18 protein-coding genes are annotated in these 21,430 nt (G+C 66.9%); 15 read left to right on the top strand and 3 right to left on the bottom strand.

Going from position 1 to position 21,430, the window contains the following annotated elements:
• The 10 genes from JD292_RS08110 (at window position 1) to JD292_RS08155 (ending at window position 9,657) form a co-directional block, all read left to right on the top strand.
• Complete coding sequence (locus tag JD292_RS08110; protein WP_200132227.1) at window positions 1–591, top strand: acetyl-CoA carboxylase biotin carboxyl carrier protein; 591 nt, start codon at window positions 1–3, stop codon at window positions 589–591.
• Window positions 588–1,958 (top strand): acetyl-CoA carboxylase biotin carboxylase subunit, encoded by a 1,371-nt coding sequence (gene accC, locus JD292_RS08115; protein ID WP_200132228.1) that lies wholly within the window; start codon window positions 588–590, stop codon window positions 1,956–1,958. The genes JD292_RS08110 and accC overlap by 4 nt, the downstream gene beginning before the upstream one ends.
• Window positions 1,945–3,309: an aminotransferase class III-fold pyridoxal phosphate-dependent enzyme gene (locus JD292_RS08120; protein ID WP_200132229.1), complete on the top strand. Its 1,365-nt coding sequence runs from the start codon at window positions 1,945–1,947 to the stop codon at window positions 3,307–3,309. Before accC ends, JD292_RS08120 begins: the two co-directional genes overlap by 14 nt.
• A gap of 87 nt (window positions 3,310–3,396) precedes the next feature.
• Window positions 3,397–4,179 carry a 3-oxoacid CoA-transferase subunit A gene (locus tag JD292_RS08125; RefSeq protein ID WP_200132230.1) on the top strand — a complete coding sequence of 261 codons (783 nt, stop codon included), beginning with the start codon at window positions 3,397–3,399 and terminating at the stop codon, window positions 4,177–4,179.
• Window positions 4,176–4,844: a 3-oxoacid CoA-transferase subunit B gene (locus JD292_RS08130; protein WP_200132231.1), complete on the top strand. Its 669-nt coding sequence runs from the start codon at window positions 4,176–4,178 to the stop codon at window positions 4,842–4,844. The genes JD292_RS08125 and JD292_RS08130 overlap by 4 nt, the downstream gene beginning before the upstream one ends.
• Window positions 4,837–6,012 (top strand): thiolase family protein, encoded by a 1,176-nt coding sequence (locus JD292_RS08135; protein ID WP_200132232.1) that lies wholly within the window; start codon window positions 4,837–4,839, stop codon window positions 6,010–6,012. Before JD292_RS08130 ends, JD292_RS08135 begins: the two co-directional genes overlap by 8 nt.
• Before the next feature lie 707 nt (window positions 6,013–6,719).
• Window positions 6,720–7,490: an amino acid ABC transporter ATP-binding protein gene (locus JD292_RS08140; RefSeq protein WP_200132264.1), complete on the top strand. Its 771-nt coding sequence runs from the start codon at window positions 6,720–6,722 to the stop codon at window positions 7,488–7,490.
• A 17-nt stretch (window positions 7,491–7,507) separates the two neighbouring features.
• The gene (locus tag JD292_RS08145) at window positions 7,508–8,131 is read left to right on the top strand and encodes an amino acid ABC transporter permease (RefSeq protein WP_233613820.1); all 624 of its coding nucleotides are present in this window, start codon (window positions 7,508–7,510) and stop codon (window positions 8,129–8,131) included.
• Window positions 8,080–8,796, top strand: a complete 717-nt coding sequence (locus JD292_RS08150) for an amino acid ABC transporter permease (RefSeq protein WP_369411195.1) — start codon at window positions 8,080–8,082, stop codon at window positions 8,794–8,796. The genes JD292_RS08145 and JD292_RS08150 overlap by 52 nt, the downstream gene beginning before the upstream one ends.
• An 18-nt stretch (window positions 8,797–8,814) precedes the next feature.
• A complete protein-coding gene (locus tag JD292_RS08155; RefSeq protein ID WP_200132234.1) occupies window positions 8,815–9,657 on the top strand; it encodes a substrate-binding periplasmic protein in 843 nt (280 codons plus the stop codon).
• A 24-nt stretch (window positions 9,658–9,681) separates the two neighbouring features.
• Here the strand turns inward: JD292_RS08155 and JD292_RS08160 are convergent, their stop codons facing one another.
• Together JD292_RS08160 and JD292_RS08165 are read right to left on the bottom strand one after the other, a co-directional pair.
• The gene (locus JD292_RS08160; RefSeq protein WP_200132235.1) at window positions 9,682–10,653 is read right to left on the bottom strand and encodes a LysR family transcriptional regulator; all 972 of its coding nucleotides are present in this window, start codon (window positions 10,651–10,653) and stop codon (window positions 9,682–9,684) included.
• Complete coding sequence (locus JD292_RS08165) at window positions 10,647–11,852, bottom strand: amidohydrolase (RefSeq protein WP_233613822.1); 1,206 nt, start codon at window positions 11,850–11,852, stop codon at window positions 10,647–10,649. Before JD292_RS08165 ends, JD292_RS08160 begins: the two co-directional genes overlap by 7 nt.
• A 217-nt stretch (window positions 11,853–12,069) precedes the next feature.
• Here JD292_RS08165 and JD292_RS08170 point away from each other — a divergent pair, with 217 nt between their 5' ends.
• The 3 genes from JD292_RS08170 (at window position 12,070) to JD292_RS08180 (ending at window position 14,346) form a co-directional block, all read left to right on the top strand.
• A complete protein-coding gene (locus JD292_RS08170) occupies window positions 12,070–13,017 on the top strand; it encodes a LysR family transcriptional regulator (RefSeq protein WP_200132237.1) in 948 nt (315 codons plus the stop codon).
• A 113-nt stretch (window positions 13,018–13,130) separates the two neighbouring features.
• Entirely contained in the window at window positions 13,131–13,592 is a 462-nt protein-coding gene (locus JD292_RS08175) for a RidA family protein (RefSeq protein ID WP_200132238.1), read from the top strand.
• Window positions 13,593–13,596: 4 nt separating this feature from the next.
• On the top strand, window positions 13,597–14,346 hold the full coding sequence (locus JD292_RS08180; protein ID WP_200132239.1) for an aspartate/glutamate racemase family protein: 750 nt from the start codon (window positions 13,597–13,599) through the stop codon (window positions 14,344–14,346).
• 661 nt (window positions 14,347–15,007) lie between these two features.
• Here the strand turns inward: JD292_RS08180 and JD292_RS08185 are convergent.
• Window positions 15,008–16,348, bottom strand: coding sequence for a serine hydrolase domain-containing protein (locus tag JD292_RS08185; RefSeq protein ID WP_369411196.1), 1,341 nt, complete (start codon window positions 16,346–16,348; stop codon window positions 15,008–15,010).
• Window positions 16,349–16,668: 320 nt separating this feature from the next.
• Between JD292_RS08185 and JD292_RS08190 the strand changes: the two genes are divergently transcribed.
• Together JD292_RS08190 and JD292_RS08195 are read left to right on the top strand one after the other, a co-directional pair.
• Window positions 16,669–19,482 (top strand): Ig-like domain-containing protein, encoded by a 2,814-nt coding sequence (locus JD292_RS08190; RefSeq protein ID WP_200132241.1) that lies wholly within the window; start codon window positions 16,669–16,671, stop codon window positions 19,480–19,482.
• A gap of 370 nt (window positions 19,483–19,852) precedes the next feature.
• Window positions 19,853–21,328, top strand: a complete 1,476-nt coding sequence (locus tag JD292_RS08195) for a SpaH/EbpB family LPXTG-anchored major pilin (protein ID WP_200132242.1) — start codon at window positions 19,853–19,855, stop codon at window positions 21,326–21,328.
• The last annotated feature ends 102 nt before the right edge of the window (window positions 21,329–21,430 follow it).

Below are 21,430 nucleotides of genomic sequence, written 5' to 3' on the forward strand. Positions count from 1 at the left end.
ATGACGAATCACACGCCCGATATCACGGAGCTCAAGGCCATCGTCGACTGGGTGAATGTCGCGGAGGACGTTCGCGAGCTGTCGCTCAGGGTCGGCGATGTTGAGCTGCACATCTCGCGCAATGGGCAGAGCTCCGGCTCGCCGTTCGCTCCCGCCGCGGGCGGGGCGCTCGCCGCAGCGCCGACCCCTTCCCCTGCCGCGGAGCCGGCACAGGCCGCCGCGGCTGTCGCCCCGGCCGCGGCGCACACGGAGCGGCCGGCCGCCGCGGCAGCACCGGTCGTGGCCTCGGCGGCGGCGCAGGCCGCTCCGACCCCCGACCGGGATTCTGCTGAGCCCGCCGCCGACGAGACCGTCGTTGCGGCGCCCATGGTGGGAACGTTCTACGCCTCGCCCCAGCCGGGCGCGCCGACGTTCGTCTCGGTCGGTGACCGCGTCCAGCCCGATACGGTGCTCGGCATCGTCGAGGTGATGAAGCTCATGAACAACGTCGAGGCTGGCGTGTCCGGAACCGTGGTCCGCGTCCTCGCGGAGAACGAGTCGCTCGTCGAGTTCGGACAGCCGCTGATCGTCATCAAGCGGGACGCGTCGTGAGCGCGGGACTCGACAGCGTCCTGATCGCGAACCGCGGCGAGATCGCCCTGCGCGTGATCAGGGCGTGCCGCGAGCTCGGGATCCGGAGCATCCTCGTCCACTCGGAGGCCGATCGCGATGCGCTCCCCACTCGCCTTGCTGATCAGGCCATCTGCATCGGTCCCGCGCCGGTGAACCTCAGCTATCGCAATGCGACCGCGGTGATCTCGGCCGCTCAGGCGAGCGGGGCCGATGCGATCCACCCGGGATACGGGTTCATGTCGGAGAACCCCGATTTCGTCGCCCAGTGCGAGGAAGAGGGCGTCGGTTTCGTCGGCCCATCCGCGGAGATCATTCGACGGATGGGCGACAAGATCGAGGCGAAGAAGATCGCGCGTCGGGCCGGCGTTCCCACGGTGCCCGGTTCGGATGGCGCGATCGCGGATCCGGATGAGGCGTCACGAGTCGCGGCAGAGGTGGGGTTTCCCCTCCTGATCAAGGCCGCAGCGGGCGGTGGCGGGCGCGGCCTTCGCGTCGTCGAGTCGGCCGAGACGCTCGCGAGGGACCTCGCGGAGATCATGGCCGAGGCCGACGTCGCGTTCGGCGATCCGTCCGTCTACATCGAACGCTACCTCACCGACATCCGGCACATCGAGATCCAGGTCATCTCGGACGGATCGACGACGCTGCACCTGGGGGAGCGCGACTGCACCGCGCAACGCCGCAATCAGAAGCTCGTCGAGGAGGCGCCGTCACCCGTGCTCGACGCCGCGACCCGCGAGGGTCTCGCACGGGCGGCGGTCGCGCTCTGCGAGGAAGTGGGCTACGTCAACGCCGGCACGGTGGAGTTCGTCTATGACAACGTCTCCGGCGAGTACTTCTTCATCGAGATGAACACTCGGATCCAGGTGGAGCATCCCGTGACGGAAATGGTTTCGGGAATCGACCTGATCAAGCTGCAATTGCAGATTGCCGGCGGTCTCCCGCTCACGATCAGGCAGGAGGACGTGTCCCTGCGGGGCCACGCGATCGAGTGCCGGATCAATGCGGAGGACGCTGATCGCGGCTTCGCCCCGAACCCGGGAACGGTGAGGCAGCTCCGCGTTCCCGGAGGCTTCGGAGTGCGACTCGACTCGCACATCGAGCAGGGCTCGACGATCCCGCCGTATTACGACTCGATGATCGGGAAGCTCATCTGCTGGGGACAAACCCGAGACGAGGCGATCGAACGGGCGTTGCGCGCGCTCGGCGAACTCTGCATCGACGGGGTCGTCACAACGGCAGATTTCCACGCGGAAGTGCTGGACAGCAAGCAATTCCGAAGCGGAGAATTCAACACCGGCTTCATCGCAGAATTCATGGAGGGACGCGGCAATGACGCTCACTGAAATCCAGCAGGGAACAGCGGAACCGCTCGCCCAGCAGCGGCACCTGGAGACCGAGATCCCCGGGCCCCGCTCACGGGAACTCATGGTCGAGCGCCGGGCGCAGGTGTCGAACGGTTTCGGCGCCCAGCTGCCCGTCTTCATCGAGCGAGCGGACGGCGGCATCCTGCGCGACGTCGATGGCAATCAGATCATCGATCTCGCGTCCGGCCTCGGACCGACGGCGCTCGGGGCCTCGCACCCGCGCGTGAGGGAACGCCTCGTTGCTCAGCTGGATCGCTTCACGCACACCTGTTTCATGACCACCGAGTACGAGAGCTATGTCGAGGTCTGCCGGTGGCTCAACGCGCACGCACCCGGCGATCACGAGAAGCGCACGGCACTGTTCTCGACCGGTGCCGAGGCGAACGAGAACGCGGCGAAGATCGCGCGCTATGTCACGGGCGGCCGTCGCTTCATCGCGTTCCGCGGGGGCTATCACGGCCGCACGTACATGACGATGTCGCTGACCTCCAAGGAGAAGCCGTACAAGACCGGTTTCGGCCCCTTCTCCGAGGATGTCTTCCACGCGCCGGTGCCTGCTGGCCCGCGCGAGACCGCCGCCTCCGTCGCTCCCTGTCTCGACGAGGTGAGGAGGATCCTGATCGACAATGATCCGGCAACCTTCGCCGGGATCATCATCGAACCGATTCTCGGCGAAGCTGGCTGCCTGCCCCCGCAGCCCGGATTCCTCGCCGGTCTCCGCGAGATCGCCGACGAGTTCGGGATCCTGCTCATCGCCGATGAGGTGCAGAGCGGCATGGGCCGCACCGGCAAGATCTGGGCGATCGAGCACGACGGGGTGGTCCCCGATCTGCTGGTCGCCGCCAAGGCGCTCGCCAACGGCATGCCGCTGAGCTCCGTCACCGGTGCCGCCGAGGTCATGGACGCCGTGCATCCCGCCGGTCTGGGCGGCACCTACGCGGGCAATCCGCTCTCGTGCGAGGCCGCGCTCGCCGTGTTCGAGCAGTTCGACGGAGGCGGGGTGCTCGAACGGGCCGAAGCGCTCGGCGAAATTGCGGACGAGATGCTGAAACCCCTGGTCGGATCCGGAGTTGGGGTGATCGACGTGCGCGGCCGCGGAGCAATGATCGGTATCGAGTTCGGCGACGACGAATCTCTCGAACCCGCGCCGGACGCCGCGAAGGCCGTCTCGCAGTACTGTCACGCGAACGGGGTGCTCGCTCTCACGAACGGTGTGCACGAAAACGTGATCCGGCTGCTTCCGCCGATCGTGATCGAGCCCGAACTGTTCCGCGACGGGCTGCGCGTGATCATCGACGGGGTTCGCACGGTCGCCGGACGTCGCGGCTGAACAGGGGGATTGCCACGTGCACCGCACTCTGATCGGGAAATCCAGTGTCCCTGGCTCGCCCGATCCCGAACCCAGGGAAGGACTGACATGATCGACAAGACGACGGCCTCCGTGGCCGAAGCCGTCAGGGGGATCCCCGATGGCGCCACCGTGATGATCGGTGGCTTCGGGAGGGCCGGCCAGCCCGTCGAGCTCATCGACGCGCTCATCGAGCAGGGAGCCTCCGGGCTCACGATCATCAACAACAATGCCGGCAACGGCGACACCGGCCTCGCCGCGCTACTCGCGAGGCGTCGCGTGCGCAAGATCATCTGCTCGTTTCCGAGGCAGCGGGACTCGTGGGTGTTCGACGGGCTGTACCGCGAGGGCGCGATCGAGCTCGAGCTGGTCCCGCAGGGCAACCTCGCGGAGCGGATCCGCGCGGCGGGTGCGGGCATCGGGGCGTTCTACTCGCCGACTGGCGTGGGAACCGAACTCGCCAACGGCAAGGAGGAGCGCGAGATCGACGGGCGCCGGTACCTGCTCGAATTCCCGATCAGGGCAGATTTCGCGCTGATCAGCGCGCGGGCGGCCGATCGCTGGGGGAACCTCGTGTACCGCGAGACCGCGCGCAACTTCGGCCCGATCATGGCAGCAGCCGCGCACACGACGATCGCGCAGGTCGACGCGGTCCTCCCGCTCGGCGACCTCGATCCGGAGGCGATCGTCACGCCGGGGATCTTCGTCGATCGTGTCGTCGCGGTCGGGGAGCGGCGGTGGGTGCGTGACGGTGCCTTCGTCGGTGGCGTCGACCTCGAGGGCCGCCCGCTTGCGGACGTGAACGCGGACGCGGGCGCGGGTGCCACCCAGCAGAACGGAGGAGAACGATGAGCAGGGGAATCAGCAGGGACGCCCTCGCGGCCCGAATCGCCGCCGACATTCCCGAGGGCTCGATCGTGAACCTCGGGATCGGCGCCCCCACGCTCGTGGCGAACTTTCTCCCCACGGACCTGGAGATCATTCTGCACACGGAGAACGGCATGCTCGGCATGGGCGGTGCGCCCGAGGCGGATCGGATCGACCCCGACCTCATCAACGCGGGGAAGCAGGCCGTGACGGCGCTGCCCGGAGCCGCGTACTTCCACCACGCAGACTCGTTCGGAATGATGCGGGGTGGGCACCTCGACGTCTGCGTACTCGGCGCGTTCCAGGTGTCGGAGCACGGGGACCTCGCCAACTGGTCGACGGGAACCCCCGGTGCGATTCCCGCTATCGGCGGGGCAATGGACCTGGCGATCGGGGCGAAGTCGGTGTACGTCATGACGGACCTCCTCACGAAGACGGGAGACTCCAAGCTCGTCTCCGCGTGCAGCTACCCCCTGACGGGGGTCGGCTGCGTGACCCGGGTCTACACGGATCGCGCGGTGTTCGACGTCACTGAGCACGGTTTCGTGGTGCGCGAGACGTTCGGCGATACGACCGTCGCGGAGCTCGAGGAGCTGACCGGCCTCTCGCTCGGTGGGCCCGGCCAGGACGGGAAGGTCGATCGTGGCTGAGGCCTGGATCTACGATGCGCTTCGCACCCCGTTCGGGCGTGCCGGCGGCGCGCTCGCCGGAGTGCGGCCCGACGACCTCGCCGCGGTCGTGATGCGGGCGATCGTCGACCGTGCCGGCGCCGATCCCGGCCGGCTCGCGGATGTCATCTTCGGCGATGCGAATCAGGCGGGTGAGGACAATCGGAACGTGGCCCGTTTCGGGGCGTTGCTCGCCGGATTCCCGACCGCGGTGCCCGGGGTGACCGTCAATCGACTGTGCGCGTCATCGCTCGAGGCCGCGATCCAGGGTGCCCGGGCTATCGAGTCCGGGGACGCGGAGCTCATTCTGGCGGGCGGCGTCGAGTCGATGAGCCGGGCGCCGTACGTGCTGGAGAAGTCACCGCGGCCGTGGCCCGCGACCGGCAACCAGACCGCATGGAACACGGCGATCGGCTGGCGAATGGTGAACCCGCAACTCCCGATCCCGTGGACGATCTCGAATGGCGAGGCCGCCGAGCTGGTCGCGGAGCGACGCGGGATCCCGCGCGAGGCTCAGGACGCCTTCGCGCTCCGATCTCACAGGCTCGCCGCCGCGGCCTGGGACAACGGGGTGTTCGAACGGGAGGTGGTGCCGGTTCCGGGCAGCGAACTCGCGCGCGACGAGGGGATTCGGGAATCGACCACCCTCGAGAAGCTCGCGGGGCTGCGCCCCCTGTTCGCAGGGGCCGGCACCGGAACCGTCACCGCGGGGAACTCCTCCTCGATCAACGACGGCGCCTCTGCTGTGCTCCTGGGACGCGAGGGGGTGCTGCCCGGCGAGCCCCTCGCGCGAATCACGGGGCGGGCGGCGCACGGCGTCGATCCGGACGACTTCCCGATCGCGCCGATTGAGGCCGCGAATCGCGCGCTCGCGCGGGCGGGGAGGCGCTGGGACGAGGTCGATGTCGTCGAGCTGAATGAGGCGTTCGCATCGCAGAGTCTGGCGTGCATCGCCGGATGGCCGGAGCTCGACCCCGAGCGGGTGAACGTTCACGGTGGGGCGATCGCGATCGGGCATCCCCTGGGCGCTTCCGGGGGCCGGATCCTGGGGCACGCCGCGCACGAGCTCCGACGTCGCGGGGGAGGGATCGCGGTCGTTGCGATCTGCATCGGCGTGGGCCAGGGCCTCGCCGTCGTGCTCGAGCGCTAGCCGGGGCCGCGGAACACCAACGTGCAGGACCGCGTCGGCGAGTCGTCTTGGACACGCATGAGCACCGTGCGGTGGTCCGCCTAGAGTTCGAATGACAGCGTCGCGAACGGGTCGATCACGAGCGCCCGACCGAGCTCGCCGACGCTGATCCGGCACTTCGGATTCCCTTCACCGGACCGATTGAAACGCTGGAGCAGGGGCGATGAAGTCTTGGATGCTGCCGATGATAAGTGCCAGATCCGCTGACCCTGGCCCGGAGGAGTAGGGCGATGCTCGCACACGGTCGTTGAGGTGATCCGGGGAGACCAAGGGTTCTCTCGCCCCGGTGCGCACGGACTCTCTGCTTGACGAGTGCGTCGAGCGCCCATCAGTGGGGCGAACCGGACCCGTACTGACACGATTTCTGTGTCGCACTGCCAGGAGTCAGGTGACCACAGATCTGGGGCTCGAGATCGGCCCAATTCCCTGATCGGCCGCTGAAACGCGCAAGCGCTCACCGCCAGCCCAAGACCTTCTTGTCCTACCCCCACCGAGACGCTCTCTCTCGGCATGGCGGGCCGTGCCGTCGTCCTTCACACTAATCCCGAGAAGCGTAAGAGCGACGACGATGCCGCAGCACCGAACACTGACGAGCCCGCAGTATGGGTTGTCCGGCAGGTTCCTCGGCACGTCGTCCGTGAATCGATCACTGAGGAGCGTGGTGCGTGATGCAAGGACCAGAGGGCGGCAGCCGGCCGGCCGTGTCCATCGAGTCGGTGGTGAAGCGGTATGGAGAACACACCGTCATCAACGACGTGTCCTTGTCGATCGGAGAGGGCGAGGTCGTCGCGATCATCGGCCCAAGTGGCGCGGGAAAGAGCACGCTCCTCCGGTGCGTCAATCTGCTCGAGATGCCCGATAGCGGCAGGGTCACGGTCGAGGGGTACCGGGTCGATACCGGTTCCGCGATTCCCCGCAGTGCACTTGTCGCGCTACGGCGAAACGTCGGGATGGTTTTCCAATCCTTCAACCTCTTTCCGCACATGACCGTGCTCCGCAATGTTTCTCTCCCGCAAGAGCGCGTGCTGGGTCGGAGCACGGCGGAGGCGAACGCGCGCTCGCTCGAACTGCTCGAACGTGTCGGTCTCGCGCACAAGGCCGACCAGTTTCCCGGACGATGTTCCGGGGGCCAACAGCAGCGGATCGCGATCGCCCGAGCACTCGCTCTTGACCCGCGGGTGATGCTCTTCGACGAACCGACCTCGGCACTCGATCCGGAGGTCGGGCTTGAGGTTCTCGCCGTCATGCGGGAGCTCGCCGACGAGGGGATGACCATGGTGGTCGTCACCCACGAGATGCAATTCGCGCGCAACGTGTCGGACCGCGTCGTCGTGATGGCCGACGGGGCGATCCTCGAGGAGGGTGATCCTGATCAGGTGTTCACCGCTCCAACGCAGGACCGTACACGGCAGTTCCTCCGAGCCGTGCTGGAGCGCTGACCATGGAACACCTCTCGATGGTGGCGCAGGGCATACTCATGACCTTGATCGTCACGGTCTGCGCGTTCGCGATCGGCGCGGTCGCCGCTGTTCCGCTCGCGCTCGCGCGGAACTCCAGATTCACGCTGCTGCGGGGCGCCGCCCGCGTGGGCATCGAAGTGGTGCGGGGGGTCCCGCCGCTCGTCTGGCTCTTCATCCTGTATTTCGGAATCGGCAGCGGTGCGATCCGGCTGAGTTCGCTTGCCGCCGCCGTCATCGGTTTTGGCGTCGTGACCGCGGCCTACATGGCGGAGATCTATCGCGGTGGGCTCGCCGCGATAAGCCGGGGGCAGTGGGAGGCCGGTGACGCGCTCGGGCTTTCTCGGCTGGCGATTCTTCGCGACGTGATCGGGCCGCAGGTGCTGCGGGTCTCGATCCCGGCGGCTGCAGCCTACGCGATCGGCCTACTCAAGGACTCATCGATCGCCTCCGTGATCGGGGTTCAGGACATCGTGTTTTTCGCGAATCAGGAGGCGAGCAAGACGGCAGATGGGATCACCCCGTTCCTCTTCGCAGCAGGCCTGTACATCGCGATGACCATTCCCTGCGCGTGGCTGACACGGCGGCTGGACGCGCGACTTCGAAAGCGGGTAGCGAGATGAGTTTCTTCGAAGATTTGACCACCTATCTGCCCACGCTGCTGTCGGGTCTGTGGGTGAGCCTCCGACTGACCGCGGTGATTCTCGTCGTCGGATTGGCAGGCGGACTACTCCTCGCAATCGGCTCCCTCGCCAGGAACCGTATTCTACGAATGATTGTGCTGATCGTGGTGGAGATCGGGAGGGGAACTCCCGCGCTGGTCGTACTGCAGCTCATCTACTTCGGGCTCCCAACGGTTGGCACTGCGTTGGATTCGTTCGCGGCTTCCGTCATCGCGCTGAGCCTGACAACTGCGGCCTACACCAGCGAGATCATGCGTGGCGGGCTGCAGGCGGTCCCCGAGGCGGAAGTCGAAGCCGCTGACGCACTCGGGATGTCCCGGCTCGATGCGCTTCGATTCGTCGTCATTCCGCAGGGGATCAGGATTGCGATTCCGCCGCTCGTCGGCTTTTCGATCATGATCTTCCAGGCGACCTCGCTCGCCTATTCGATCGCGGTTCCCGAACTGATGTCGCAGGCCTATTCGATCGGGTCCAACACGTTCCGGTACCTGAGCATTCTGTCCCTCGCCGGCCTGCTGTACCTGATGATCACCATCCCCGCGAGCTGGATGAGCGCTCGTATCGAACGGCGGCTCGCGCGCCATCAAGCGCCCGTCACCGCATAACCACCAAAGGAGAATGAAATGAAACCACGTGCACTACTCGCTGGCCTCGCCCTGGCGGCGCTCGCCGTCGGAACCGCAGGCTGCGCACCCGCGGCGAGCGGTGGTGCGTCCGTGCCCAAGGGCTGCAAGCCCGCCGACACGTTCAGCACCGTCGCCCCGGGGACGCTCACGGTATCGCTCTACTCGCTTCCGCCATTCGTTGCTCCGACGAACGACGGGGGGATCGAGGGCGTCGACGCGGACATTCTCGAGTCGTTCGCTGCGAAGGAATGCCTCACCATCACCCCGGCTCCCGTCGCCACCGCGGCGGTTATTCCCGCGGTGCAGGGTGGACGGGCGGACGTCGCCGCGGGCGCGTGGTGGCGGTCTGCCGATCGCGCGAAGGTCGTGGCACTGACCGAGCCGGTGTATCTCGATGAAATGGCCGTCGTCTCCTCCGAGGGGCTTGACGAGCTATCGCAGCTCCGTGGGAAGCGGGTCGGCACCGTTGACGGTTACCTCTGGGTGAAGGATGCGAAAGCCTATCTCCAGGACGGCCTGAAGGTGTATAAGTCGGCGAACGACATGTATCAAGACCTCAAGGTGGGGCGCATCACCATCGCCCTCGACGGCTACGGCGATGCGCCGCTTCACGCCCCGGACCGGAAGGTCAAGGTCATTAAGCCCGATCCTGCCGTTGCTGCCTCTCTCAGGCCTCCGCAGACCTGCTATCCGGTGTCGCTCGAGAATGCGAAGCTGCTCGACGCCCTGAACACGCACATCTCTGAAATGAAGGGCTCGGGAGAGCTGAAGAAGATCCTCAAGAAGCACGGGCTTCCGGGGTCATCCGCCGACACAGGCGATGCGTGGCTCGTGAAGTAGCCGGGGCTCCGGGTGGCCTCGGCCTCACGCGGCAGAGGCCACCCGGAGTTCTTCGGGGGCGGTGGAATCACCGCCGGGCAGCGCGATGCTGGGGAACCGCTCCGCGAGCTGAGCTGCCGTGTACATCAGACTCCGGAGTACCCCGTCGATCAGGGAGTTCTGCGGCGTCCCACGCTGCAGAGCTACGACACGGCGCTGGAACGCGCCGTCTATTCTGAGGGGAACGACTCGGGCCGAAACTCGGAATGACAGCGATGGAACCAGCGCGATCCCGAGTCCCGCCTGCACGAGGGACTGCAGCGCCTCGCAGTGATTCCCGCGGACCGATATTCGGGGGGTGAATCCGGCCTCGGCCGCCATCTGGAGCAGGCAGGCGTCGTTCGCGGACTCGGCGCGAGTCGAAACCCAATCCTCGTTGGCGAGGGCCTCGAGCGGAATAGATTCGGCGTCCGCGTACGGGTGCCGCTCTGGGAGCAGTAAGGTGAGCTCCTCGTGCAGGATCGGTGTCGTCTTGACCCCGCGGAACCGCTGGCGCGTTGCGGGGCCGTACTCGTGAACGATCGCGAGGTCGAGCTGGGCATCGCGCAGCTTGCCGACCATTTCCTCGGGCTCCCCCTCGTCGAGCTGAATGTCAACGCCGGGGTTCGCCCGGAGGAAATGCGCCACCCCGGCGGCGAGGAGATGCTCGCCCGCAGCGGAGAAGCACCCGACGCGAAGCTGGTGGAGGCCGTCAGCACTCAGCCCGCGCATGTCGGCCTCGAGTGAATCGAGTTCGTGAAGGATATCGGCGGTCCGGTCGGCGAGGAAGAGTGCCGCCCTGGTGGCGCGAATGCTGTGTGCGTCACGTTCGAAGAGGGTCGCATGAACCGCCTGCTCGAGCGCCGCAACCTGCTGGGACACTGCGGAGCTTGTGTACCCGATCTCACGGGCGGCGTGGGCGAACGATCCCGTCCGCATGACAACGAGGAAGGTGCGGAGGTGCACCGGATTCAGCATGAGCTCGGCCCTGACGCCGGCCGGTCGGCCGGATCGCGATCCGGCGGCGTAAGGAGCCGCTCCACGTCGATCCGGCCGCCCGCCGCCTCGAACTCCAGGCGCACGCGCTCGCGGAGATCGGAGTCCCGCAGGTAATCGGCGACGGTGGCGGCGAGCCCGATAGCGCCGTCGATGACGGCGGTGTCGCCCGCATCGCTGATCGCGCGGCGCCCGAACTCTTCGGTGTGCATGGGGACGGCCTCCGGAGAAATGCTGATCGTCGGGTGGATCGCGGGGACCCGCACGCTGAGATTTCCCAAATCCGTCGACCAGCCACCGGCGGAGGGTGCGCTTGATCCGGTTTCAATTTGTCGGCCGCGCGCCCGCATGTGTTCGAGGTACTGTCCTGCGAGTGCAGCATTGCTGCGGACGGGAAGATACGGGGGGAATGGATCCCAGCGAGTTTCCAACCGGACATCCATCATGTGGGCGGCGCCCTCGAGGACGCGCTGCACACGGTGTGAGAGATCCCGGAGTCCCTCGGTCGATGCCGAACGAACCTCCACGACGATACCGGCGCGGTCCGGAACGACGTTGAGGGCCGCCCCGCCCTCGCTGACGATTGCATGCAGGCGATCGGTGGCGAGGATGTGCTGCCTGAGCGCCGCGATCCCCTGGTAGCTCGCGAGGGCCGCGTCGAGCGCGTTTCTCCCCTCGTGCGGGGCGGATGAGGCGTGCGCAGCGGTGCCTCGGAATGTGGCCTCGACGTCTCGCACTGCGAGTGAGGCGAAGTTTGCGACCTCTTCGGGCCCGGTGAATGGGTGGAGCATGACGATCGCGTCGATGTCGTCGAAGGCCCCGGCGCGCGCGAGGACCTCCTTGCCTCCGCCATTCTCCTCGGCTGGCGTTCCGATCAGCCGTACTGTTCCGTCGAGGGACGCGAGTTCTTGCGCGAGGCCGATGAAGGCGCCGACGGCGGCCGCGCAGATCACGTTGTGCCCGCAGCCGTGCCCGACACCGGGAAGCGCGTCGTACTCGGCAAGTATCGCCACTCGGGGTGAGCCTTTGCCCTGCTGCGCGAGGATCGAGGTGGAGAGACCCCACTCGCCGATCTTGGTCGCGAAGCCCTGCCCCTCGAGGAATTCGGCGACCGTGCGCACGGACCGGTGCTCCGCGAATCCGATCTCGGGATGTTCGTGGATTTCCCTGCTCAGAGACATCAACTCAGGCCGGAGCCGCTCGACGGCCGCGGAGATGCGGTGCGCTGCCCGGGAGCTGTCGTCACCCCGCTGGGGCGAGAATTTGTTGTCGGTGGGTGAGGGGTTGGGGTGAGACATCGGTGTCCCTCCAGAAAACGAGTGTACGAGTGAGGTAAGTTCAGCTTACGATAGAAGATATTTCACAATTAGTGCAACTAAAGGTGAAAGAATGGCACGCATGGCCGACCACTCCCTCCCGGACGTCCCCCGACTGCGGCTCCTCATTGAGGTCGCTCGGCAAGGATCTCTCGCCGGCGCCGCCCGGGCCCTCGACGTGACGGCATCTGCGGTCTCGCAGCAGATCAGCGCACTCGAGCGGGAAGCCGGCACCCGGCTCCTCGATCGTTCGCCCAAGGCCGTCTATCTGACCGGGGCGGGGGAGCGCCTCGTGGAGCACGCTCGGAGTGTGGTGCAGGCGCTCGAGGCGACTCGAGCCGAGATGGACCAACTGAGTGAGGAATTGGCAGGTCGTGTGCGGATCGGGGCGATTCCCTCAGTTGCTCGATCGATGCTCCTCGGCGTCGCGGAGCACCTCGAGGAGGAGCTCCCAGGAGTCGAGCTCGCGGTGAGCGTGATTGAGCCCGTCGAGAGCATCGATGCCCTCCTCGCGGGGACCCTCGACATCGCAGTGATCGACATCTACGACAACGTGCCGATGGCGTTTCCCGACTATCTGCACACAACCGAATTGCTGCGGGAATCGCTCGTGCTCGTGACCTCGCCCGAATTTGAGGCCCCGCGGCCCGTGAACCTGAAGGGCCTCAAGCGGGAGCGGTGGGTCATGCCAGAGGAACCGGGCGCCTGCGGCCAGGCGGTGCGCTTCGCCTGCCGGGCGGAAGGCTTCGAACCGAACGTGCGCTGGCAAACCGCCGACCTCCTGCTTCTGATCGAGTCGATCTCGCGCGGGCGCGGCATTTCCGTGCTCCCGCCGCTCTCTGTCGACCGAGCTGTCGCCCCAGTACAGCTCTTCCCGCTCGAACGGCCTGCTCTCGGCAGGAGACTGCTCGCCGTGACGCGGCGGACAGATCTCCGTAGGCCGATCGTGAGAACCGTCGTGCAGGAGATTCGTGATGCCGCAGCGGCCCTCCCGCCGCTTGAGTCGAACACCGGATCAGCATCGAGCTAAGCCTCACACTTCCTTGCCGTGGCATCAGAGATCACGGGCCTCGAGGTATCCCGTTGCGGAGTTCGAGCTTGCAGACTGGGGCCACCTGATCACCTCACGCAAGGAGAACGAAGATGAATCTTGAACGGCGCCACGCAAACGTCCCTGGTCACTGGCAGGTTCCCGGTCGCTTCCAGATCAACCACAGCCACGGAATTCGGGTTGGCGACATGATCTGGGTCGGCGGGCAGGAAGACCTCGACGAGAACGGCAATGTTCGCAACCCGGGAGACGTTGTCGCCCAGTGCCACTCGGTCATGCAGTCCCTGAAAGCCGTGATCGAGGATCTCGGAGGGACGATGGGCGACGTCGTGCAGTTCAATACCTTCTACGCGGGCGAACTGAGCTTCGAGGAGTGGCAGCGAACCTATGACATCCGCTTCGGATATTTCCCGGAGCCCGGTCCGACCGCAACCGGTATCCTCATCGGCGAGGAACTGAATCTCCCGGGGATCCGGGTCGAGGTGAACGCGGTCGCCGTCGTGGGAAGCGCCGCGGCGAAGGCCGCCGCCGGGGCCGATTCCACGGAAAAATAAGCTGATGAGCGACGAAAGTCAGGCGAACGCCCGGTCGAGTGCGAAGCTCGGCGTGATCCTGTGCGACCTCGATTCGTACGAGGTCGATGAGCTGCAATGTCTGACAGATGACGCCCCGGGGATCAGCGACAACCCCGTGGGGTTCTTCGAGAACCCGCGCAGCTGGCCCGGTATCCCAGTTGCGTACGCCGTGGCGCGAGGGGCGCGCGTCGAACCGCTCGTCGCGGGCGATCCGGCAGCGCTCGCCGGCTTCTGGGATGCCCGCGAACGACTCGCGGATTGCTCGCTCGTCATAACCGATTGCGGATTCTTCCAGTACGCGAGGCGTGAGGGCCGACCGCTCGGAACGACCATCACGAGCGGACTGGACCTGCTCTCGACCGCGGGCATGCTGACGGATGCGCCGATTGGGGTGCTTACAGTCTCCGAGCCGCTCGCGCGGCGGCTGCTCGAGGATCATGACCTCGCGGATCGTCTCGAGATCCTCGGCCTGCAGGACCAGCCTGGATGGGACGGAATTCTCACCAATGACCACGGGTATAAGAACGGATGGGACCTGGACCTGCTCCGTTCAGGCGTTGTCGCTGTGCTCGAAAGGGAGACCGCGGAAGGGGGCCGATTCGCTGGAATTGGGGCGCTTGTTCTCGAGTGCACGCTGCTGCCGGGCTTCCGGCGGGAGATCGCCGCGCTGACTCCCGTGCCGATCCTCGACATCGCATCCTTTGCGATCGGGGCGCTTGCGGGGGAGCGCTGACGGTTCCTTCTCTTCACCGATCTCGCACCCCAGGGCGGCCCCGCGATATGTTTGCGGAGCCGCCCCTTTTCGTGTGCGCGGAACACGTCCAACCGCCGGGGGTGTCTCAACGCCTCCCGTTCGGGACGGGACCGGAGTTTCGGTGCGCTCCCCAACCCGATGGACCGACTTCAGAAAACTCCCTGTTCCGTTACGCGCGAGAACGATTCTTCGTGTAGTCTTAACGCACGAAATGCCACGGCACCATTCTGGTGCAGTGGGGGAGAGTCTTTGGGGAGACACGGCCATGCAGAGGAACTTGCGTACCCGAACGGGCACGCGCGATCACGCCCGGGATGCCGGCGCGAGATCGGGTGCGACCGCTCGCGCATCCGCGCCTCGGCCGCCTGGATCCCCGTGGGCACCTCCCGTCTTCACGGCCTTTCCGCCGCTCGGCGCACTCGGCGCGACCGGCCCCTCCCGTCCGCAGGAGGTCATGAACTCACAGTAGATCTGCTCCCCTGAACACAGCGTCTACTGTGACGGTCCGTCGGACTCCCCCTCCGGCCGACCACCCCCCGCGACCGCCCCGCCCGCATCTGTCCCCCCGGTATGCCTGGCGGGGCGGTCCCCTTTCCTTCGCGCCTCGCGACCGCCACGCCGTCCGTTCCCGTTGCGGGGCTCAGCGCGTCGCCGCGATGAGGTCCGCCGCGAGCCGCACCTGCGACGGCTCAGCGTCGGCCTCCGGGGTGAAGCCCATGCGCACGACCACGAGATCCTGCGAGGGGATCACGATCACCTTCTGGCCGTCGTGACCGGTCGCGTAGAACGTGTCACGGGGGAGCTCGGGCCAGCGGATCGATCCGTCGGGAAGCACGTTCACGCGCCAGCTCATGCCAAACCCGGGGTCATCGGTCGACTCGGTGGCGTGCACGTCGAGCGACTTCCGCATCCAGTCCGCCGGGAGCAGGCGGTCGCCGTTCCAGACGCCGTCCTGCAGCGCGAACTGCCCGAGGGCGGCCCAGTCCCGCGGGGTCATCCACAGGTAGGACGAGCAGACGGGCGTCCCGGCGCCGTCGGGTTCCATGACCGCTGAGGAAAGCCCGAGCGGCGCCAGCAGCCGCTGGTTCATCACGTCGCTCCCGAGGCCGCTCCGTTCCGCGAGGACCGAGCAGAGCAGGGTCGTCGATCCGCTGGAGTACTGCTGAGCAGTTCCCGGCTCGTGGGCGAGCGGGAGGCTCGCAACGTAGGAGGCCATGTCGGGCTCGAGGTAGAGCATGCGGGTGATCGGGGTGCCGAGATCGTAGGTCTCGTCCCACTGGAGTCCGCTCGTCATGCGGAGCAGCTCCTCGATCGTGATCTGAGATCGGTCGTCGGTCCACTCGGGGCGCAGCTCGGAATCCGAGAGTCGGACCTCACCCCGCTGGACCATGATCCCGGTGAGGAGCGACGCCGCGCTCTTCGACATCGACCAGCCGAGCTGCGGGGTTCGCGCGTCGAAGCCCTCAGCGTAGCGTTCGCCGACGAGCTTGCCGTTCTTCAGCGCGACGACCGCGCGGGTGCCGAGGGCCGTCCGCTCGGCGTCGGGGAGATCGTCGCCGAAGGCCTTCGCCAGAGCGGCGTCGATTGCCGGTTCAGACGGGGGAGCGGGGGCCGTGGTGAGGGGGTTCTTCGTGCCGTCGATCGGCGTCGCGTCGGCCACGTCGGGACGGCCATCGGTGAGGGTGCAGCCAGCGCCATCGGTGGCGACGGCCCGCTGCGTGGCGAGCACGCCGAGCAGTGAGGCCGTTGCGCCTCGCTCGGTGACCTCGGCGTCGAGGTACGGGACGAGGGGATTGGGCGGGAGGTCCGATTCCGGGTTCTCGCGGCCGGCGACATGGGAAACGGCGCAGGCGTTGTGGGCGGCGTAGCCGGTGCCGGTCAGGATCATGGGTCGCTGCCACCAATAGGCGCCAACGGCGGCCACGAGGGCGACCGTGAGGAGACCGGCGAGGATCGCGAGGCTACGACGGAGTAAGCGCACGTCTGCAGCGTAACAGCGTGGGGCGAACGGCACGAGGCCTTCGGCCATGACGCTCCGGATCGATCCGCTCAGGGCCTGATCCGGCGGTGGAAAAGCGGGCCGAAAGTGGGCTGAACGCCTCATTTCAATGGGCCGTTTGGAGTTGCATCGAGGGGTACGAGACACCACGGTGCGCTCATTGCTGGGTGAGATAGGAGAAATGCAAAATGCGGAGGCTGCTCAATGGGGCGACTCAGGTCAAACCAATCGATCGCCAAAGGCGCAGGGCCGGGCGATGGCTCAGCCGGACGCTCGCCGTTCTGATCGTCGGCGCTGCATCGATGGCGCAACTGCCCGCAGGGCCGGCCTCCGACGCGGTCGCGGTGGGCCCCGCAGTGCAGAGCGCGGAGCCCGTGAAGCAGCCCCAGGTCTTCAGCATTCTGGGCCGGAACGATCGCATGATCTCCCAGGTCGGCGAGCTCCGCGCGGATCTCGTGCTCAAGGTGCCGCACGGTTACGTCAACGAGAAGACCGGAGATCTTCAACAGGTCGACGGGAGCTACCTCCGACTGGGGTACGACGCGCGAGGCGAAACCGGAAGTGGCAAACCGCTCGATCTGAGCATGAACTACATCAACACCTTCAAAGCGGAGGGCGCCGAGCTGTGGGCGCGGAACCAGGCCTTCCACTACACCGTGCACAAGGTGATTACGGCGGGCGTGAACGATTACCTCGTCATTTCGATCGAGGGCCAGATGAATCCCGTGCTCAACCCCGAGAACAATGTGCTCGGCGGCCGTGAGACGAAGGGCCAGCTCTACTTCAGTTATGAGCGGTCGAACGATCCGAACCCGACCTCCTCGGCCTGGGTAAGCAGCGCGCTCACCAGGCACGAGGTGAGCTACCACATCTACGAGAACACTCGAGGGAAGGACTATGTTGCCGGACCGATCTCGCAGGTCCAGCAGAAGACGAGGTATGGACTCTGGTCCGGCGGCCAGGCCAACTGGGGGCAGGTGCTCGACTACGGCCTGAACGGTCAGCCCGCTGGCGTCATGCCCGCGAACTCGGTGGCGGCCGACATCATGAACTTCGCATACCAACTTCCGACCATGGGGCCGGCGGGATCGGTGAGTACGAGTTTCTGGTACGCGTGGGTGAAGGAGGACGGTTCGCTCGCCACGACGATCAATTCGGCGCCGATCCACGTCACCGGGGTGGAACCGCACGGAAGCGGGCAGGAGTTCGCGGGTACGACCGCCCAGGCTGTGAAGAACGCCCCGCCGGTCGGACCGAAGCCGACGATGCGATATACCGCTGAAGCCGCGGCGCAGGGTCTCACCGAAAAGGTGGGGGTCGAGGGCGAGATTGATCTCCGAGGGGCCGGCGGGACGGGGTACTACCGTCTGCTCGTGTGGCCCGAGGCTGGTAATCCGGATCGGGTGCTCGATAATACTCGCGGGCAGGTGATCTCCTACGAGAAAGGTGACCTGTTTGCGGATGGCGCTCTGACCGCTCGGGCCTTGGACCAGGCATTCACGATCGGTTCGGCGTTCTACAACTACGATATTCCGCGACCGGGGATCCCGGTCATCACCTCCCCGGTGGACGGCACGGTCACCACGGAGAACCAGGTGGCCAAGATTGCGGGAACGGGAACGCCCGGACACTCCATCTCACTGAAGTTCACGGCGGGCGGCCCGATCACAGACGCGAACGATCCGAATCTCGAAACGATCCTCGATGGTGATCGCTCCTGTGAGGAGCGCCCGTGCGAGGTCATCGTGCAGCCGGACGGAACCTGGGCGTTCACGTACACGCCGAAGACGCCGCTTGCGGACGGCCCCTACTCCGTAGTCGCGACGCAGACGGAGCAGGACACCGTGTTCAACACGACGAGCAAGCCGTCGAACCCCAATCAGGCCGAGAATCCGACGGCTTGGGGCGTCACCTTCACCGTCGATCACAACGCACCGGCGCCTCCCGCGCTGGACTGCCCGGCGGCTCCCTCAGCGGAGCTCCGCCCGACCATCGGTGGATCGGGCGTCGAGGAGGGCGCGAAGGTGTTTGTGCTGCTCGACGGTGACCGGGTCGGTGAGGCGAAGGTGGCGGGCGCCAACTGGAGTTACACGTTTGCGAAGGACCTCACCCCGGGGGCGCACGACGTCGCTGTGATTCAAGTCGACAGGGCGGGGAACGAGTCCGCGCCGTCGACTCCGGCCTGCACGCTCTCGATCGCTCTTGACGTACCGATCATCGGCACGGAGTCGATCGTGGCCGTCGCGCATCCGGCTCCCGGTCTGCCGAACGCGGCACCGACGAACTGGGAGGTGTTTGTCACGAATGGTGACGTCGAACAGGTGATCAGCGGCGGTGCAGCGGCAAAGCTCGAGCGCGACGTGACGTACACGCTCGGAGAACGGCTCGCGGGTGGTACCGCAACGGACCCGATCGCAGCGCTGTACAACAGGCGTGGAGACGCCGTTTGCGCGGATGCAGCGGGCAATGTCCTTCCTGCGTCAGTGTTTGACCCCGCAAAGAACCAGCTCAGGATCGCGGGTACGGACACCGTGGACGCGCCGGTGACCTGCACGTTCTCGAAGCAGACGAGCCACACCTCCCTCGTGACGCGACGCATCGGGGGCCAGACGCTCCCCGCAGCGGCGGGCTGGTCGCTCTCCGGCACCCCGGTTGATGCCAGACAGGGGGAGGCGCGAACGTCGCGTACCGCGAATGCGCCAGAAGCCCAGGGCGGGGGCACCGCCTTTCAGCTGTCGCAGGAGTCGTCGAGCGCCGTGACCCGGCCAGGAAAGTACGCGCTCGATGTCCAGGCGCCCGCCGGGCTGTCGCTGGTCGGGATCGAGCGGTTGGACCTTGCTGATCAGGCGTGCGCAGCCGCCGCGCCCGAACCCGGTCGAGCGGAGGAGCGCTGCTGGGTGCGCGCGGACGCCCCTTCGACGACCGTGCTGCAGGGAACTCATGAGGTCTTCCGCGCGGTTGCAGCGAGTCCAGGCGACCTCCCCGGCCTTCCGCTCACCGGCGGAATGGGCAGCTGGATATTCACCCTTGGCGGGCTCGCAGCACTCGCCCTCACCGGCGCAGCATGCGCTCAGCGGCGGTTCGCCCGCGTCATCCGTCTCCGGACGGAAATCTAGCCACCGGGGGGCGAGGTGCGGATCTCCTCGCTCCCCGGGCTCCCGGCCAGCGCCCGCTAGCCGGCCAACCGCGGTGGTTCGATGCCGATGGTCAGCGTGTGAGCGCAGGTACCGGTGGAAAAACAGGCGGAAACCAGGGTAAATGCCCCGAAATGGAGCGTTTGCCCCGGTTCCATCGACTCAGAACACACTCCCGATCTGAAGTTTGTGCCAGGTGCGAGCCGGGCGCACCACAACAGCGGTGAGCCAGTGCGGACGAGATCCGGTCCGCACGACCACCGGGCCGATATTCCCGCGAGACTCCCGGCCCCCGAATACGCACCGGGGCCCGGCGCAAAGATTCACCTCCCCCCTTCGAAAGGAATACACAGTGAATAATCCGACAATTCGCCGCAACCGAGGGATCGCCGCTGCTGCTGGCGCCGCCCTCGCCCTGGGAAGCCTGGGCATGCTTGCGGGCCCCGCATTCGCCGCCCCCGGCGACGGCGGCACCGGCTCGATCACGGTCTACAAGCTCGAGCAGAAAGACGCCAGCATCGGCCCGAACGACGGCACGAAACTCCCGGATCTCGGCGGCGCGAAGCCGCTCGTCGCGGGCTTCACGAGCTGCGCCGTCGAGGGCATCGACCTGTCCGTGTCCGCCGACTGGGAGCGTCTGAAGGACGTCACCATCGCACCCGACGCCGCGGGCGGCCAGCCCGTCGTCACGGAGAAGGGCACCACCCTCGCCCTCACCAACTGTGTCGCCGAGCAGAAGACCGACGCGGGCACCGGCGCAGCCACCTTCGCCGACCTCCCCGCCGACAAGGCGTACGTGGTCTGGGAGAGCACCCCCGCCGAGGGGGCCGTCGCTGCCGCGCAGCCGACGCTCCTCACCGTGCCCTACACGGGCACCGGTGCCGACGGGAACTGGAACTACAACCCGCACATCTACCCGAAGAACGTCATCGTCGGCTCCGGCGCGACGAAGGACGACAAGATCATCGGCGACAAGGTCGAGTGGGACGTCACCGTCCCGATCAACCCGCTCGCCGCCGGCAACACGTACGACGAGTTCCGCATCAGCGACAAGCTCGACACGGTGATCACCTACACGGGCGGAACCGTCAAGCTCCTCGCGGCCGGCGGCACCGAGGTTGCGCTCGACGCGGCTGACTACACGCTCTCGGACCCGACCGGCAAGGGCGGGGACGAAGTTGCGTTCGAGCTGACCGCAACCGGTCTCGCCAAGCTCGACGCGAACATCGGCGGCAAGCTCATCCTCACGATCAAGGCCGACGCTACGGGAACGGGCACGACCAAGAACGAGGCGAAGATCACGATCAACGGTAAGTCGACCGAGGACGGCAAGGGCCCGTCGGTCGTCGACCCCGAGAGCTTCTTTGCCGGTGCCCACATCGAGAAGCAGGCCAAGTACAAGGGTGCCCAGGATCTCGTGCCGCTGGCCGGCGCGGAGTTCTCGGTCTACCCGGCCGCTGACGCCGCGACCGACTGCGCAGCGACTCCCGCCGCTGACACCGAGCCCGCGTTCGAGAAGCAGGTCTCTGACGACCAGGGCAACACGCCGAACATGGTCCTCGCCGAGGGCAAGTACTGCGTCTACGAGACGAAGACTCCGGCCGGCTTCAAGGGTCTCAACGGCGGAATGCTCCTCGACGTCACCGGCGACAACGCTGCGGTCAAGGTGCTGAACACGCAGGTTGGCGCGGATGAGGGCGACCTCCCGAGCCTCCCGCTCACCGGTTCGGCAGGCAGCATCGCGCTGTTCGCCGCGGGTGGTGCGCTCCTCGCGCTCGGCACCGCGTTCGTGCTCGTGCGCCGAAAGAACGCTCACTCCGGCGAGTAATCGCTGATCTCACTAGGTGAGCGAGAAGTGGGGGGGGGGGGGGGGCCCGGGCCCCGGGGGCCCGGGAGGGGGGGGGGGGGGGGGGGGGGGGGGGGGGGGGGG

This window comes from Leucobacter edaphi (assembly GCF_016522535.1).
Classification (GTDB): Bacteria; Actinomycetota; Actinomycetes; order Actinomycetales; family Microbacteriaceae; genus Leucobacter; species Leucobacter edaphi.

What these genes read in the sequence shown, in the direction of transcription:
- JD292_RS08110 (WP_200132227.1), top strand. Translation starts at nt 1, where the DNA reads ATGACGAATCACACGCCCGATATCACGGAGCTCAAGGCCATCGTCGAC.
- JD292_RS08120 (WP_200132229.1), top strand. Translation starts at nt 1,945, where the DNA reads ATGACGCTCACTGAAATCCAGCAGGGAACAGCGGAACCGCTCGCCCAG.
- JD292_RS08125 (WP_200132230.1), top strand. Translation starts at nt 3,397, where the DNA reads ATGATCGACAAGACGACGGCCTCCGTGGCCGAAGCCGTCAGGGGGATC.
- JD292_RS08130 (WP_200132231.1), top strand. Translation starts at nt 4,176, where the DNA reads ATGAGCAGGGGAATCAGCAGGGACGCCCTCGCGGCCCGAATCGCCGCC.
- JD292_RS08140 (WP_200132264.1), top strand. Translation starts at nt 6,720, where the DNA reads ATGCAAGGACCAGAGGGCGGCAGCCGGCCGGCCGTGTCCATCGAGTCG.
- JD292_RS08145 (WP_233613820.1), top strand. Translation starts at nt 7,508, where the DNA reads ATGGTGGCGCAGGGCATACTCATGACCTTGATCGTCACGGTCTGCGCG.
- JD292_RS08155 (WP_200132234.1), top strand. Translation starts at nt 8,815, where the DNA reads ATGAAACCACGTGCACTACTCGCTGGCCTCGCCCTGGCGGCGCTCGCC.
- JD292_RS08160 (WP_200132235.1), bottom strand. Translation starts at nt 10,653, where the DNA reads ATGCTGAATCCGGTGCACCTCCGCACCTTCCTCGTTGTCATGCGGACG.
- JD292_RS08165 (WP_233613822.1), bottom strand. Translation starts at nt 11,852, where the DNA reads ATGTCTCTGAGCAGGGAAATCCACGAACATCCCGAGATCGGATTCGCG.
- JD292_RS08170 (WP_200132237.1), top strand. Translation starts at nt 12,070, where the DNA reads ATGGCCGACCACTCCCTCCCGGACGTCCCCCGACTGCGGCTCCTCATT.
- JD292_RS08175 (WP_200132238.1), top strand. Translation starts at nt 13,131, where the DNA reads ATGAATCTTGAACGGCGCCACGCAAACGTCCCTGGTCACTGGCAGGTT.
- JD292_RS08180 (WP_200132239.1), top strand. Translation starts at nt 13,597, where the DNA reads ATGAGCGACGAAAGTCAGGCGAACGCCCGGTCGAGTGCGAAGCTCGGC.
- JD292_RS08190 (WP_200132241.1), top strand. Translation starts at nt 16,669, where the DNA reads ATGGCGCAACTGCCCGCAGGGCCGGCCTCCGACGCGGTCGCGGTGGGC.